At 63.2% G+C, this 15,282-nt stretch carries 14 protein-coding genes; 9 read left to right on the top strand and 5 right to left on the bottom strand.

The window, feature by feature from the left end; all coding sequences use genetic code 11:
• Positions 1-5: 5 nt before the first annotated feature.
• A complete protein-coding gene (locus E8A46_RS24855; protein WP_291566871.1) occupies positions 6-920 on the top strand; it encodes an NAD(P)-dependent oxidoreductase in 915 nt (304 codons plus the stop codon).
• 127 nt (positions 921-1,047) lie between these two features.
• Here the strand turns inward: E8A46_RS24855 and E8A46_RS24860 are convergent, their stop codons facing one another.
• Positions 1,048-2,127: a tartrate dehydrogenase gene (locus E8A46_RS24860; protein WP_291566873.1), complete on the bottom strand. Its 1,080-nt coding sequence runs from the start codon at positions 2,125-2,127 to the stop codon at positions 1,048-1,050.
• Between the two features lie 186 nt (positions 2,128-2,313).
• Here E8A46_RS24860 and E8A46_RS24865 point away from each other — a divergent pair, with 186 nt between their 5' ends.
• A complete protein-coding gene (locus tag E8A46_RS24865; protein WP_291566875.1) occupies positions 2,314-3,090 on the top strand; it encodes an SDR family oxidoreductase in 777 nt (258 codons plus the stop codon).
• 127 nt (positions 3,091-3,217) lie between these two features.
• Here E8A46_RS24865 and E8A46_RS24870 read toward each other — a convergent pair whose 3' ends face one another.
• On the bottom strand, positions 3,218-4,069 hold the full coding sequence (locus E8A46_RS24870; RefSeq protein WP_291566876.1) for an alpha/beta hydrolase: 852 nt from the start codon (positions 4,067-4,069) through the stop codon (positions 3,218-3,220).
• Between the two features lie 101 nt (positions 4,070-4,170).
• Here E8A46_RS24870 and E8A46_RS24875 point away from each other — a divergent pair, with 101 nt between their 5' ends.
• The 7 genes from E8A46_RS24875 to E8A46_RS24905 all read left to right on the top strand — a co-directional run bounded on the left by E8A46_RS24875 (position 4,171) and on the right by E8A46_RS24905 (position 11,782).
• Positions 4,171-5,607 (top strand): amidase family protein, encoded by a 1,437-nt coding sequence (locus tag E8A46_RS24875; RefSeq protein ID WP_291566878.1) that lies wholly within the window; start codon positions 4,171-4,173, stop codon positions 5,605-5,607.
• A gap of 137 nt (positions 5,608-5,744) precedes the next feature.
• Positions 5,745-5,954 (top strand): ferredoxin, encoded by a 210-nt coding sequence (locus tag E8A46_RS24880; protein WP_291566880.1) that lies wholly within the window; start codon positions 5,745-5,747, stop codon positions 5,952-5,954.
• A gap of 75 nt (positions 5,955-6,029) precedes the next feature.
• Positions 6,030-7,229: a cytochrome P450 gene (locus tag E8A46_RS24885; RefSeq protein WP_291566882.1), complete on the top strand. Its 1,200-nt coding sequence runs from the start codon at positions 6,030-6,032 to the stop codon at positions 7,227-7,229.
• Between the two features lie 63 nt (positions 7,230-7,292).
• On the top strand, positions 7,293-8,615 hold the full coding sequence (locus E8A46_RS24890; protein ID WP_291567136.1) for an MFS transporter: 1,323 nt from the start codon (positions 7,293-7,295) through the stop codon (positions 8,613-8,615).
• Positions 8,616-8,649: 34 nt separating this feature from the next.
• A complete protein-coding gene (locus tag E8A46_RS24895; RefSeq protein ID WP_291566884.1) occupies positions 8,650-9,315 on the top strand; it encodes a sulfite oxidase-like oxidoreductase in 666 nt (221 codons plus the stop codon).
• Between the two features lie 188 nt (positions 9,316-9,503).
• Positions 9,504-10,727 carry a bifunctional alpha/beta hydrolase/OsmC family protein gene (locus tag E8A46_RS24900; RefSeq protein WP_291566886.1) on the top strand — a complete coding sequence of 408 codons (1,224 nt, stop codon included), beginning with the start codon at positions 9,504-9,506 and terminating at the stop codon, positions 10,725-10,727.
• 101 nt (positions 10,728-10,828) lie between these two features.
• On the top strand, positions 10,829-11,782 hold the full coding sequence (locus E8A46_RS24905; RefSeq protein ID WP_291566888.1) for a fatty acid desaturase family protein: 954 nt from the start codon (positions 10,829-10,831) through the stop codon (positions 11,780-11,782).
• 6 nt (positions 11,783-11,788) lie between these two features.
• On the opposite strand, the gene E8A46_RS24910 is transcribed toward E8A46_RS24905, so the two are convergent.
• Genes E8A46_RS24910 through paaK form a run of 3 tightly spaced genes read right to left on the bottom strand, consistent with a single transcriptional unit; the run spans position 11,789 to position 15,260 of the window.
• On the bottom strand, positions 11,789-12,856 hold the full coding sequence (locus E8A46_RS24910; RefSeq protein ID WP_291566890.1) for a YeeE/YedE family protein: 1,068 nt from the start codon (positions 12,854-12,856) through the stop codon (positions 11,789-11,791).
• Positions 12,857-12,868: 12 nt separating this feature from the next.
• Positions 12,869-13,891 carry a zinc-binding alcohol dehydrogenase family protein gene (locus tag E8A46_RS24915; RefSeq protein WP_291566891.1) on the bottom strand — a complete coding sequence of 341 codons (1,023 nt, stop codon included), beginning with the start codon at positions 13,889-13,891 and terminating at the stop codon, positions 12,869-12,871.
• 37 nt (positions 13,892-13,928) lie between these two features.
• A complete protein-coding gene (paaK, locus tag E8A46_RS24920; RefSeq protein ID WP_291566893.1) occupies positions 13,929-15,260 on the bottom strand; it encodes a phenylacetate--CoA ligase PaaK in 1,332 nt (443 codons plus the stop codon).
• Positions 15,261-15,282: the final 22 nt, after the last annotated feature.

Below are 15,282 nucleotides of genomic sequence, written 5' to 3' on the forward strand. Positions count from 1 at the left end.
TTTCTGTGCGCGGAGTTTTTGTCGATGCCAACGGATCGCTGGCGGATATTTTCGACCGGCAGAACAAGGCCGGCGATCCCGCCGTGCGGATCAACCGCGATGCCGATATCAAAGCCGAACAGATCCCGGCTCTGCTCGATGGCGCCGAGATCGTCATCGTCGACCACACCGCTCTGCCGACCGACGTCGCGCGGCGCTGCAACGGCCTGAAACATGTCGTGTTCCTAGGAACCGGCGCGCGCAGCTACATGAATCCGGAACAGCTTGGCGAGCTCGGCATCGAGGTCCATCTGATCAAGGGCTATGGCGACACCGCCGTGGCCGAATGCGCCATCGCGCTGATGTGGGCGTCGGCGCGCGGCATCGCCCGGATGGACCGCGAGATGCGCGCCGGCAACTGGCTGCGCGAAGACGGCATGCAGCTGACCGGCAAGACGCTGGGCCTGATCGGCTTTGGCGGCATCGCCGCGGAGGTGGCGCGCATCGCGCTCGGCAGCGGCATGCGGGTCATCGCCTGGAACCGGACGCCGAAGCAATTTGCCGGCGTCGATTTCGTCTCCCTCGACGCGCTGTTGGCGCAGAGCCACGTCGTCTCGCTGCATCTGCTGCTCAACGATGACACCCGCGGCTTTCTCTCGCGCGAACGCATCGCGGCGATGAAGCCGGGCGTCATCCTGGTCAACACCGCGCGCGGCGCCATGGTCGACGAAGCCGCGATGATCGAAGCCTTGAAGTCGGGCCACATCCGGCACGCCGGGCTGGATGTCTTCAACACCGAGCCGCTGCCGGCCGATCACCCGCTCACCAAGCTGCCGAACGTGACGCTGTCGGCGCATTCGGCGTTCCGCACGCCGGAAGCGAGCGAGAATTTGATTCACGCCGCATGGGAGCATTGCCGCAGGATTGCGAAGCAGGCGTAGGGTGGGCAGAGGCGCATCTGCGCCGTGCCCACCATCGATCAACAAGTTGTTGTGTCATGGTGGGCACGCTTCGCTTTTGCCCACCCTACGATCTACGATCTCGGTAGCGGACGCGTCCTTACGCGCCCTACTCCACCATCTCCGCGACCGCCTTGCCGCACGTCGTCGTGTCGGCGTTGCCGCCGAGATCCTTCGTGCGCAGCGTGCGTTCCCCGAGCGTGCGCTCGATCGCGGTGACGATGGATGCCGCGGCGGCCTTCTGGCCGAGATGTTCCAGCATCATCGCGCCGGACCAGATCATGCCGATCGGATTGGCAATGCCCTGGCCCGCGATATCCGGCGCCGAGCCGTGCACCGGCTCGAACACCGAAGGAAAATGGCCTTCCGGATTGATATTGCCTGACGGCGCGATGCCGATGGTGCCGGTGCAGGCCGGGCCGAGATCGCTGAGGATATCGCCGAACAGGTTGGAGCCGACCACGACGTCGAACCAGTCCGGATGCAGCACGAAATTCGCGGTCAGGATATCGATGTGGTACTTGTCCCACTTCACGCCAGGATAGTTCTTGGCCATCGCCTCCACACGCTCGTCCCAATAGGGCATCGTGATCGAGATGCCGTTGGATTTCGTCGCCGAGGTCAGGTGCTTCTTGGGCCGCGATTGCGCCAGCTCAAACGCAAACTTCAGGATGCGATCGACGCCGATCCGGGTCATGACAGTCTGTTGGGTGACGAATTCGCGCTCGGTATCGGGGAACATCCGCCCGCCGACGGATGAATATTCGCCTTCGGTGTTTTCCCGCACCACCCAGAAATCGATATCGCCGGGCTTGCGGTTGGCGAGCGGCGACGGCACCCCCGGCATCAGCCGCACCGGGCGCAGATTGACGTACTGGTCGAATTCCCTGCGGAATTTGATCAGCGACCCCCACAACGAAATGTGATCGGGAATTTTTGCCGGCCAGCCGACCGCGCCGAAATAGATCGCGTCGTGCTTGCCGATTTTCGCCTTCCAGTCCTCAGGCATCATCTCGCCGTGCTTGGCGTAATAATCGTAGGATGCGAAATCGAAATGATCAAAATGCACGGCAACTCCGTGCTTTTTCGCGGCCACCTCCAGAACGCGCAAGCCCTCCGGCACCACTTCCTTGCCGATCCCGTCGCCGGGAATGACCGCGATCCGGTATTGCTTTTTTTCGTTGCTCATCGAGAGATTCCTTCGTCCGCAGGCCGGCGCTGATAAAGCGATTTTATGACGGGATTGCAATGGACCAAACCGCGGGACGGTGCAACGCTGCACTGCAATGTTGACCGCCTCGACGGTGGCGGCCTAACAGTTGAAATTCTCCCTTCTCCCACCCCTTCAGATATCCCCCATCAAGCGAGTAATCCCATGGATCTTCATTTGCGCGGCAAACGCGTCCTGATCACCGGCGCATCCAAGGGCATCGGCGCCGCGGCGGCCGAAGCCTTTGCAGAGGAAGGCTGTCATCTCCGCCTGGCGGCCCGCAGCGGCGATCAACTGAAGGCGTTGGCGGAACGCCTGCGATCGGCCCATCAAATCGATGCCACCGCCCATGTCGTCGACCTGCGCAAGCCGGAGGATATCGCGCGGCTGGTCAAGGATACCTCCGATATCGACATCCTCGTCAACAATGCCGGCGACATTCCAGGCGGCTCGATCGACAAGATCGACGAGGCGACCTGGCGTCACGCCTGGGAGCTCAAAGTGTTCGGCTATATCAACATCACCCGCGCAGTCTACGCGCAGATGAAGGCGCGCGGGCATGGGGTGATCGTCAACGATATCGGCGTTGCCGGCGAAAAGTTCGACGCCAACTACATCTGCGGCAGCACCGGCAATGCTGCACTGATGTCGTTCACCCGGGCACTGGGCAGCAAGAGTCTCGCCGACAACATCCGCGTGGTCGGAATCAATCCCGGCCCGGTCGGCACCGACCGCCACGTCACGCTGTTGAAGACCCGCGCCAAGAACCAGTTCGGCGACGAAAATCGCTACAAGGAATTCCAGAAGGGTCTGCCGCTCGGGCGTCCCGCGCATGCCCGCGAGATCGGCGACCTGATGGCATTCCTCGCCTCCGACCGCTCCGCTTACACATCGGGCGTGATCTTCACGGTCGATGGCGGTATCGCCGCGGGATGGGGGTAGCGAGTCACGCTCTCGGCGTCATGGCGGGCGGAGTGGAGGACTCCGTCATTCCGGGATGGTGCGTAGCACCAGACCCGGAATCTCGAGATTCCGGGTTCGATGCTTCGCATCGCCCCGGAATGACGTACTAACCTGCCATCCGCTCGAACATCTGCCTGATCATCCCGGTGATCCGGCCTTTTGGCGAGAGCATCTCGTCCATGATCGTAAAGTGATTGGCGCCGGGGATCTCTTCATAGCTCACGGGCAGCCCGTATTGGGCGCGATAACCGGCAAAATCCGCGGCCTGCCTGCGCAATTGCGGCAGCTCGCCGCTGCCGACCGTCAGTGCCAGCGGCTTCATCGCGCCCGCCGCCTGCATGATGGGCGAGTTGCGGCGAGACATCGCCTCATCGAGGCCGAGCTTTTCGTTGAGATAGCTGTGTCGGATCGGCTCGAGATCGTAGATGCCGCTGATCGCCACGCCGCCTTTGACGCGCGGGTGCGACAGCGCCGTCGCCGTGAGATGGCCGCCGGCGGACCATCCGGAAACGGCGATCCTGTTGGCATCGCCGCCGAGATCGGGCAATCGGCCGGCGAGATAATCGATCCCGGCATGGATCTCGGCGACAATCTCGTCCAACGTGGCTTCCGGCGCCAGCGTGTAGCCGATCAAGGCGACATTGATGCCATGTGCCATCGGACCGGCGGCAAACAGCGCGAAATTCTCCTTGGCCCGCATCTGCCAGTAGCCGCCATGGATGAACAGCAGCGTCGGCGCGCCCGCGGCCGCCTTGAAGAAGTCGATGCGGTTGCGCTCGCGCGGGCCATAGCGGAGGTCGAGATGGTCGGAATGAGCCGAACGCATTTCCGCCGAACGCCGGTCCCAGCCGGCGACGATGTCGCCGCTTCCGGCCACGGCTGCACCGTTGTTGAGGCCACGGTCGAGGTCCTCTTGATTCAAGCTGCGCCAGTCGGGCGCGTCGAACGGCGTAGCCATGTATCATCTCCGGATGGTTGTCGCATTTCCACCTTGCCGTAAAATGTTTTACAGGGCTACACAATCCGCTATCGAGACAGCGGAGCGACAGGAATATCTTGATGTCAGCTGATCAGGCGCTGGTACAGGCGACGGCATGCGCGATTGTCGACAGGCTCAGGACGGGTGAAGTCACGCCGCTCGATCTGCTGGACGTGCTGGAGCGGCGGATTTCCGAGGTCGACGGTCCGGTGAACGCCCTGCCGATCCAGTGCTTCGATCGCGCCCGAACCCGCGCCAGGGCGCTGATGCAGAAGCCCGTCGGCGGTCGCGGCCTGCTGGCGGGCATGCCGATCCCGATCAAGGACCTCACCAATGTCGAAGGCGTAAGGACCACGCAGGGCTCTCCTATTTACAGGGACAATGTCGCTGCCCGCTCCGATCTTCTGGTCGAACATCTCGAAGACAATGGCGGGGTGATCTACGCCAAATCGAACACGCCGGAGTTCGGCGCCGGCGCCAATACCTTCAACGAGGTCTTCGGCGCGACGCGCAACCCGTGGGACCTGTCGCGATCCGCCGCCGGCTCCTCCGGTGGCGCCGCCGTCGCGCTCGCCACCGGCATGGCATGGCTCGCCCACGGCACCGACATGGGCGGCTCGCTGCGCAACCCTGCCAGCTTCTGCGGCATCGTCGGCCTGCGGCCGAGCATCGGCCGCGTCGCGCATTCCCCCGCCTTCAAGATTGATCGCAATCTGACGGTGCACGGACCGATGGCGCGCAATGTCGAGGATCTGGCGCTGCTGCTGGACGCGATGAGCGGCGAGCATCAGGCCGATCCGCTCTCCCTGCCTCTGCTGCCAACATCGTTCCTGTCGGCCGCACGCTCCGGCCAGCGGCCCAAGCGCGTCGCCTATTCGCCCGATCTCGGCATCACCCCGGTTGATCCCGAGGTCGCCACGATCACCCGGAAAGCGGCCTTGCGGTTCGCCGAGACCGGGGCGATTGTCGAAGAGGCGCATCCCGACCTGCGCGAGGCGCATGAATGTTTCCACGTGCTGCGCGCCTTCGACTTCGCCATCAGCAAGGCCGCGCTTTTGCGCAGCAAGCGCGATCAGCTGAAGCCGGAAGTGATTTGGAACATTGAGGAAGGCCTCAAGCTCTCGGTCGAGCAACTCGAGCGTGCCGAAGCGCAGCGCGTCGCGATGACCGCCCGCACGCTGGAGTTCTTCGGAACCTATGACCTTCTGCTGACGCCGGCCACCATCGTGGCGCCGTTTCCGGTCGAGAACCGCTATGTCGCCGAGTGCGCAGGGCATCAGTTCGACAACTACGTCGAGTGGCTCGGCATCGTCTACGCCATTACGCTGGTTTGCTGCCCGGCGCTGTCGTTGCCGTGCGGGTTCACCGCTTCCGGCCTGCCGGTCGGGTTGCAAATGGTCGCAGCGCCCCGTGGCGAGGCGCAGCTCCTGGCCGGCGCGAAGCTGCTGGAGGATATTCTGGGCCTGCGCGGCACGACCCCGATCGATCCGAGGCCCGGCAAGCAAGTTAAGCCTTAGCCTGACACCCCGCCCGCGGGAAAGGTGACGATTTGGACGCTGGTGAATGGCGCGTGCGCCGCTATAATTGCCCGAGAAACACCAATCCGCGACGATACGCTCAACGACTGCGGAACGCCTGCCAGGGAACGTCTGAAATGTCCGGAAAGCTGAAAATACACGTCGACCAGGACAAGTGCCAGGGACACGCCCGCTGCAAGTCGCTGGCGCCCGAACTGTTCGAACTCGACAAGTTCGGCAATGCCCACGAGATTGGCGACGGTTCCGTCCCCAAGGAGCTTGAAGACAAGGCATGGCTCGCCCAGGCCAATTGTCCGGAAATCGCGATCGAAGTGATCGAGGAATAACCTGCCGCGCCCGGGCATGTCAGCCAATTGACGCGGAATAATCAGGGCGAACGGAACCAGGAGGAAATTTGTCCGATGTCCAATCATGCTCCCGTTACCGATTGGGTTCACGATTTCGACCATACCGATCCGCGCTGGACCGAGAATCCTTTTCCGATCTGGGACGAACTAAGGGCGGAAAGCCCCGTGGTTCACACCGAGCGGTTCCTGGGCTGCTACCTGCCGACCACCTTCGAGGCGGTGAAGCAGATTTCCTACGACACCGAACATTTCTCGTCCCGCCGCGTCGTGGTGCGTACCGTCCGGCCAGAACCGCCTTACCCGTCGCCGCCGATTACGTCCGATCCGCCGGAACACAAGCCGGCGAAACAGTTGCTGTTGCCGTCATTCACGCCCGACGCCGTGAAGAAACTGGAACCCCGGGTTCGTGCGATCTGTAACGAGCTGATCGACGAATTCATCGCCGAGGGAGGATGCGACGCCGCGGCGCGCTACAGCAAACACATTCCGGTCCGCGCGATCGCCCACATGCTCGGCATCCCGGAGCAGGACAGCGAGCTTTTCATCAAATGGATTCACGAAATTCTCGAACTCGGCATCAAGGACGACAGCGTCCTGATGCGGGCGGTTCAGGAGATGAGCGGATATTTCGCCAAGCAGATCGAGCTTCGCAAGCAACATCCAACCGACGACCTGATTTCGACACTGATGAATGCGCGGGACAAGAACGGGCAGCCTCTGTCGGATCCGCATGTTCTGGGCTCGCTGCGGCTGCTCTTGATCGCGGGCATCGACACCACCTGGAGCGCGATCGGCGCGTCGCTGTGGCATCTGGCAAAAACCCCTGAAGACCGCAGCCGTCTGATCGCGGAACCCGCCCTGATGCCGACCGCGATCGAGGAGTTCTTGCGTGCCTATTCGCCGGTGACGATGGCGCGCGAGGTCATCAAGGAAACCGCGATCGGCGGCTGCCCGGTCAAGCCCGGCAACATGGTGCTGCTGTCGTTTCCCGCCGCCAACCGCGATCCCAAGGTCTTTCCGGACGCCGACAAGGTCGTGATCGACCGCCAGCAAAATCCTCACGCCGCCTTCGGCCTCGGCATTCACCGCTGCGTCGGCTCCAACCTCGCGCGCATGGAAATGACGGTTGCGATCGAGGAATGGCTGAAGCGCATTCCGGATTTCAGGCTCGACCCGGCCGGCAAGGTCGCCTGGTCGGAGGGCACCGTACGCGGCCCGCGGCAGCTTCCGATACTGTTCGGAACGGCCGGCTGAGGTAGCATTGCCCTGTTCTTTCATCCATAACGCTCACTCATAACCCCCGGGGAACCAAACGTGATAGATCATGCTGTGAGCCTGAGTGCCGACGACCGCCTCGATATTCGTGACGTGGAGCGCCGGGTCAAAGCGATCTTCATCGGCTCCGTCGGCAATCTTGTCGAATGGTACGATTTCTACGCCTACACGGCGTTCGCGCTTTATTTCGCGCCGGCCTTCTTTCCCAACAGCGATCCGGTGGTGCAGCAGCTCAACGCCGCCGTGCTGTTCGCCGCGACCTTCCTGATGCGGCCGCTCGGCGGCTGGCTGTTCGGCTACATCGCCGACCGCCACGGCCGCAGGCTTTCTCTGACGCTGTCGGTGGTCTGCATGTGCTTTGGATCACTGATCATCGCGGTGACGCCGACCTATGCCTCGATCGGCATCGCCGCCCCTGCGATCCTGGCGATCGCGCGGGTGATCGAAGGTCTGAGCCTCGGCGGCGAATACGGCGCCAGCGCGACGTATCTCAGTGAAGTCGCCGACGCCAAGCATCGCGGCTTCTATTCGAGCTTTCAATACGTCACCCTGATCGGCGGCCAGCTCACCGCCATCATTGTCCTGCTGTTGCTGCAAAAGGTGTTTCTGACGCAGCAGGAGTTGCAGGAATGGGGCTGGCGGATTCCCTTCGTGATCGGCGCTTTTCTTGCGATTTTCGCCGCGGTGATGCGGCGCAATCTGCACGAGACCGAGGCGTTCGAAGAAGCGAAAAAACTTGCCAGACCGACCGGCTCGATCACCGGCCTGCTGAAATATCCCCGCGAACTGTTGCTGGTGGTAGGCCTCACCGCCGGCGGCACCGCCGCCTTCTACACCTTCACGACCTACATGCAGACCTTCGTCAAACTGTCCGTCGGCCTCACCGCCGACCAGACCACCTTTGTGATCTTCGGCTCGCTGGTGTTCGCCACCCTGCTGCAGCCGATCTACGGCGCGCTGTCGGACCGGATCGGCCGCAAGCCGCTGCTGATCTTTTTCGGCGTGGTCGGCACCCTGGCAACGATACCGATCCTGACCACGCTGAAAGAGACCAAGTCGCCGTTGATGGCGTTCCTGCTGATTTGCGCGGCCTGGATCTTCGTCGCCGGCTACACCTCGATCAACGCCATCGTGAAGGCCGAGCTGTTTCCCACCAAGGTTCGCGCGCTCGGCGTCGGCCTGCCCTATGCCATCACGGTGTCGGTGTTCGGTGGCACCGCGCCCGCGGTGGCACTGTATTTCAAATCGCTCGGACACGAGGACTGGTTCTATTATTATCTCAGCGGTATGATTTTTCTCTCGCTGATCATTTACGCGACCATGCGTGACACCAAGCATGAATCGGCGATGCATCGCCACGAGTAGTGACCGGTCGTTACCAGCAATCATGGCATGAGCGATGACCGAGGAGAGCGACCAGCCGCTGGAATCCAAGCTCACGCGCACCAAACAGCGCTGGGCGCGCGAGGGCCGCTTCCTCACCGGGAAAACTTCGCGGCCTGGGGAGCAGCGCTTGCCGCCGGGACAGCACCTCACCGGGGACTGGCCGGTCCTCGATCTCGGCGTGGCTCCGCAGATTTCCCGCGAGCGCTGGCGGCTCGACGTCTACGGCGCTGTTGAACATCCGATCTTCTGGGATTTTGCAGCCTTCACCGCGCAGCCGCAGGTAAAATCCGTCTCCGATATCCACTGCGTGACCACCTGGTCGCGCTACGACAACCAGTGGGAGGGGTTGGCAACCCGCGATCTCCTCAATGCCTGCCAGCCGCGCGACGAGGCCCGCCACGTCGTGCTGCATTCCTATGATGGTTACACGACGAACCTCGCGCTGGACGATTTTGCCACCGAAGACGCTCTGCTCGCGCACAGCTGGTCAGGCATGCCGCTGGAGCAGGAACATGGCGGCCCGGTGCGGCTGGTGGTGCCGCATCTGTATTTCTGGAAAAGCGCGAAATGGCTGCAAAGCATCGAATTCCTCGCGCAGGATGCACCGGGCTACTGGGAGATTCGCGGCTATCACAACCGCGGCGACCCGTGGACCGAGCAGCGCTATTCCGGCGATTGACATGATCGCTTCTTTTATTCGGTGGCTTCATCCTTCGAGACGCATCGCTATGCGATGCTCCTCAGGATGAGGTCTAAGACCCTCATGGTGAGGAGCACGGCAACGCCGTGCGTCTCGAACCACGAGGCCCCGACATACGCCTCGATTTCACTCGAGCGGAATGCGCGTTCAAATCAAGGAGACAGCCCATGCCGGCCGAACGCTTCCAATTTACGGGTTCGGAGGGCCAGCAATTGGCCGCCGCACTGGATACGCCGGAGGGCGATATCCGCGCCTACGCGCTGTTCGCGCATTGCTTCACCTGCGGCAAGGACGTGCTCGCAGCCAAGCGGATCGCGGTGGCGCTGGCGGCCAAGGGCATCGCGGTGCTGCGGTTCGACTTCACCGGCCTCGGCTCCAGTGAAGGTGATTTCGCCAATTCCACCTTCTCATCCAACGTTGCCGATCTGGTGCATGCCGCCGACCACTTGCGCGAAACCCGACAAGCCCCTGCGATCCTGATCGGCCACAGCCTCGGCGGCGCGGCGATCCTGGCCGCCGCCACGCAAATTCCCGACGCCAGGGCGGTCGTCACCATTGCCGCCCCTTCCGACCCCGCGCACGTCACCGGGCTTTTTGCCGATCGCATCGAGGACATTCGCAGGCATGGCAAGGCCGAGGTCGCGCTGGCGGGCCGGCCGTTCACCATCACGAACCAATTCCTCGACGACATCGCCGAGCATGGGCTGATGACGCATGTCGCCAAATTGCACAAGGCGCTGTTGGTCATGCACGCGCCGACCGACGACGCCGTCAGCATCGATAACGCGACCCGCATCTTCGTGGCGGCCAAGCACCCCAAAAGTTTTGTTTCACTGGCCGGCGCCGATCATTTGCTGAGCGATCGGCGGGACGCCGCCTATGTCGCCGACGTCGTCGCCGCCTGGGTCACGCGCTATCTCGATTCCGCGGCATCGGAGGAAACCGCCGATCTCGGCGAGGCGCCGCGCCAGGTCGTGGTTCGCGAGACCCGCAACAGCAAGTTTCAGCAGATCGTTTCGATCGGGCCGCACCGGTTGCTCGCCGATGAGCCCGTGCCCGCCGGCGGCGAGGACACCGGGCCCGGGCCCTATGACTTCGTGCTCGCCAGCCTTGGCGCCTGCACCTCGATGACCATGCGCCTGTACGCCGACCGCAAGTCGCTGCCGCTGGCGCGCACCACGGTGACATTGAGCCACCGCAAGATCCATGCGGAAGATTGCGCCGAATGTGAAACCAGGGCCGGGATGCTCGACCAGATCGACATGGTCATTGCCATGGAGGGCGCGCTGGATGCCGAACAGCGCAAGAGACTGATGGAAATCGCCGACAAATGCCCGGTGCACCGCACCCTGACCTCGGAGATCCGTATCCTGACACGCGCGGCGGATTGACGAGCCGTCGCGCGGGCGTATCATTCATCTTAGAGCGTTTTCGGGCCAAGTGGTACCGGTTCGCGTAACGAAAACGCTTCAAACGAAGACTGGAGCCGCCCATGCCGGTCGTGGCGCGCGTCGATCCCAAAACGGTTTTCTCGCCCGAGGAGTGGGACTATCTGACCTCGCGCAGCTCGCTGCGGGGATTATGGCTGGTGGCTCATGCCTGGGGCACCATTCTTGCGGCCATCGCACTGGTCACCCTGTGGCCCAATCCCCTGACATGGCTGATCGCGGTGATGATTGTCGGCACGCGGCAACTCGGGCTGGCGATCCTGATGCACGAAGCCGCCCATGGCGGGTTGCACGCCAACCGGGCGGTCAATGAATGGGTGGGTCAATGGCTGTGCGCGGTGCCCGTCGGCGCCGACCTCGCCGGTTACCGGTCGTATCATCTGCAGCATCACAAATTCACCCAGCAGCCCGAGGATCCCGACCTCTCGCTCTCGGCGCCATTTCCGATCACCAAGGAGAGCTACACCCGAAAAGCCATCCGCGACCTCACCGGGCAGACCTTCGTAAAACAAAGGCTGCCGCTGTTCCTGTCGCTGTTCCGGCGTGGCAAGACCGACGAAGAAGTGTCGCATGAGAGTTTTGTCTCGAGCGGCGCCGGCAAGATGGCCCGCTTCCTTGGCGTGAACGCGTTGATGTTCGCGCTGTTCTGGCTGGCGGGTGCCGGCATCTGGTATTGGGCCGTCTGGGTGATGGCGATGGCGACCTGGCTGTCGCTGGTAACGCGCATCCGCAATATCGCCGAACATGCCTGCACCTCCACCGGAGAAGACCCGTTCAGCCACGCCCGCACCACGCTCGCCGGTCCAATCGAGCGGCTCTTGATCGCCCCCTATTGGGTGAACTACCACGCCGAGCATCATCTGTTCATGTACTTGCCGTGCTACCACCTTCCCGAGGCGCACCGGCTGCTGGTCGAAAAGGGTCTCATCAAGCGGATGGAAGTACGCCCCGGCTATCTCGAGGTGATGCGGCTGGCGACCTCGCGTCAGCTGGCCTGAATTTCTTCAGGCGTCTTTCGCCGATACCAGTGGCGGAACGCGAAACATTCCGCGCAGGCCCGCCGCCGAACCCAACAAAATCCCGCCGGCTGCGACGAACGACGCCAAGGCCAGCGTGGAAAGTCCGGTCAGGCCCTGCCCAACCGAGCAGCCATGGGCCATCGCGCCGCCCGATCCCATCAGCGCCGCGCCGCCGATCGAGCGCAGCATGTGACGCGGTGAAATGTAACCTTCGAGACGGAAACGTCGCGTAATGAGCGCCGTCACCAGGCTTCCGGCAAACACGCCGGCTACCATCGCGATGCCGAAGTTCAGCGTCAGTCCGGTCGACAGCATCGCGTATTGCACCGTGTCCGCAATCGGCGAAATGAAGGTAAGCGAGGTGACCGCGGCGGGATTGAAATCGTCGGCGCCGAGATAGCCGGTCGCGAACCATCCCGCGGTCACCAGCAGGCCGACGGAGACGCCGGCCGCGATCTGCCCCCACGCGCGCTGGAACGGTGGATGCGCGAAGGCAAAAATGACCAGGGCCCCGGCCAGCACCGCCGCCACCAGCGTGCGCGCGAATGTCTCGCTGCCGCCAAGCGTCGACAGTAGCGCCGGCAGCGAAAGGACCACTGGTTTTGTCGATGAAGCCTGCAACAGGACAATCCGCGCCGGCGCGATCAGTCCTCGCAGCGTCATCTGCGCGGCAATGCCGAGCACGATCACCACCACAAACGAGCGCAGATTGCCGCGGCCGAGCAGCACCAGCGCGCGCGAGCCGCAGCCGTTCGACAGCACCATGCCGTAGCCGAACATCAGGCCGCCGACAAACATCAGCGGCGCCGAGAACGACGGTTGCAGATAAACCGATTTGGCGAGATCGACGACGCCGCTGCCTGCCAAAAGCTGCGTCGCCGCGAGCGCCACGCCAAGCGCCAGGGCGTAGCTTCGGATCAGTCGGCTGTCACCCTCCGCCCACCAGCCGCGCAGACTGCTCATCAGGCAAAACCCGCTCAAAAGCCCGACAACGCCATAGGCAAGGCCGATCAACAGGCCGGCGCAGACGACGATGCTGGCGGCGGAAGGCAACGGCTTTTCCCTTTATGACGTCGGCCGCAGGATAATGCGATCGCGCGAGGAACCTGCGACCGCGAGAAAAGCAGCCTTGGCGTCCTGCAGCGGATAGATCGCTTTTGGGTTAATCGGAAATGGCTTGAGATGCCCGTCGACGAAGCCGAGACCAAGTTCCCTGAGCACGGCCCCGGTCGCGGTCGACGACAGACCGAGTGTATCGATACCGACATAGGTGTGCTGGCCACGGTAAAATTCGAGAATATTGAACTGCACCACCGGCTTGATCGCCGCGATCAGGATCTGCCGCCCCCGCACGGCCAGCGACTTGTGCGCCGCCTGGAAATAGGGATCGCCGACCGTGTTGAAAACGATGTCGGCGCCCTTGCCATCGGTCAGCTCGCGAACCCGCGTCGCCACGTCCATCGCCGATGCGTCGATGACCTCGACGGGCGAATTGGAATGGCCTTCGTAGGGTTCGTTCCTGCGCACCACGCCGATCACGCGCGCGCCCCGCCAGCTCGCGATCTGAACCGCGGCCTGGCCGACCTTGCCGTTGACGCCCATCACCAGCACGGTGTCGTGCCTTTTCGGCAGTCCGGCGCGGTGAAAGCCTTCGATCGCCGTGACAAAGGGAACCCCGATACCGGCGGCCTCTTCCCACGACAAATTCTTCGGCTTCTCCACCACGGCGTCGGCTTCGACCGCAAGGTGGGTGGCGTGAGTGCCATCGCGCCGGATCCCGAGGTCGCCGGACGAGCCGAACACTTCGCGGCCGATCGTCCCGGGTGGGCCATCGATCACGACCCCGGCGTAGTCGCGGCCGGGCGTGCGCGGAAACACCGCGTAAGCCATCAGGCCGGTCGCCGCCTTGACGTCGGATGGATTGACCGCCGCCGCCTTGACCTCGATCAGCACCTGGTTTGCCGCCCGCGACAGCAGATGGTGCTCGATTTCAGGCGCCAGCGACGCCGCGGTTTCGGCTTTCGCCAGCAAACGCACGCAGCGCGCCTCGAGTTTGGCAGGTCGGCTTTCCGGTTGGGCAGTCGGCATGGATATTTCCGTTTCTCAGGTGTCCTGAGAACAGCAGTTACCCTTTCGGCCGCCTGTCGTAAACACGCTTCGCCTTGCCGAGCGACCGCTCCAGCGTGTCAGGCGCGACCGCCTTGACGTGGGCCGTGATCCCGATCGTGCTCTTGATGTGATGGGCGACCTGCTCGGCATGGACGGTCAAGCCGTTGCCGTCCCAACTCTCGGCGCGCGCCTCGGCGAGGATGGTCAGTTGGTCCATGCGGCCGTCGCGGGTCAGTTCGAGAATGAAATGGCCGCCGCACCAGTCGGTGGCCAACAGCACTTCCTCGATCTGGGTCGGGAACAGATTGACGCCGCGCAGGATGATCATGTCGTCGGAACGCCCGGTGACCTTCTCCATCCGTCGCATCCCCGGCCGCGCCGTGCCGGGCAACAGCCGTGTCAGATCGCGCGTGCGATAGCGGACGATCGGAAAGGCTTCCTTGGTCAGCGAGGTGAAAACAAGTTCGCCGCTTTGCCCGTCAGGCAACACCGCGCCGGTCTCGGGATCGATCACCTCCGGATAGAAATGATCCTCCCAGATATGCAGGCCGTCCTTGGTCTCGATACATTCTTGCGCGACACCCGGGCCGATCACCTCGGACAGGCCGTAGATGTCGGTGGCGTCCATGTCAAAGGAAGCCTCGATCTCGGCGCGCATCGCGTTGGTCCAGGGCTCGGCGCCGAAAATACCGATCTTCAGGGACGATTGGCGCGGATCCAGGCCCTGGCGCCTGAACTCGTCGAGGATGGCCAGCATGTAGCTCGGCGTCACCGTGATGATGTCGGGGCGGAAATCGTTGATCAGCTGCACCTGCCGCTCGGTCATGCCCCCCGAAATCGGCACCACCGTGCAGCCGAGCTGCTCCGCACCGTAGTGCACACCGAGGCCCCCGGTGAACAGGCCATAACCATAGGCGTTGTGGATGATCATCCCGGTACGGCCGCCCGCGGCGCGGAGCGAGCGCGCCATTACCGTCGACCAGGTCGCGATATCGGCCCTGGTATATCCGACCACGATCGGCTTGCCGGTGGTGCCGGAAGAGGCGTGGATCCGGACCAATTTCTCGCGCGGTACCGCGAACATGTTGAAGGGATAGTTGTCGCGCAGATCCGACTTCGCCGTGAACGGAAATCTGGCCAGATCGGAGAGCTGCTTGAAATCCGACGGATGCACGCCGGCCGCATCGAAGGCTTTCTTGTAGTGTGCGACATTGCCGTAGGCATGGGCGAGCGACCAGGCCAGGCGCCTGGTCTGCAGCGCCATGATCTCGTCGCGGGAGGCGCGTTCGGCGTCATCCAGCTCCGGGATATAGCCGCTCGATCCGGGTTGAAGGTTGGTCAAGGCCATCGCGCGTTTCCCTGGAAAGCTG

The organism is Bradyrhizobium sp. (assembly GCF_004799445.1).
Taxonomy (GTDB): Bacteria; Pseudomonadota; Alphaproteobacteria; order Rhizobiales; family Xanthobacteraceae; genus Bradyrhizobium.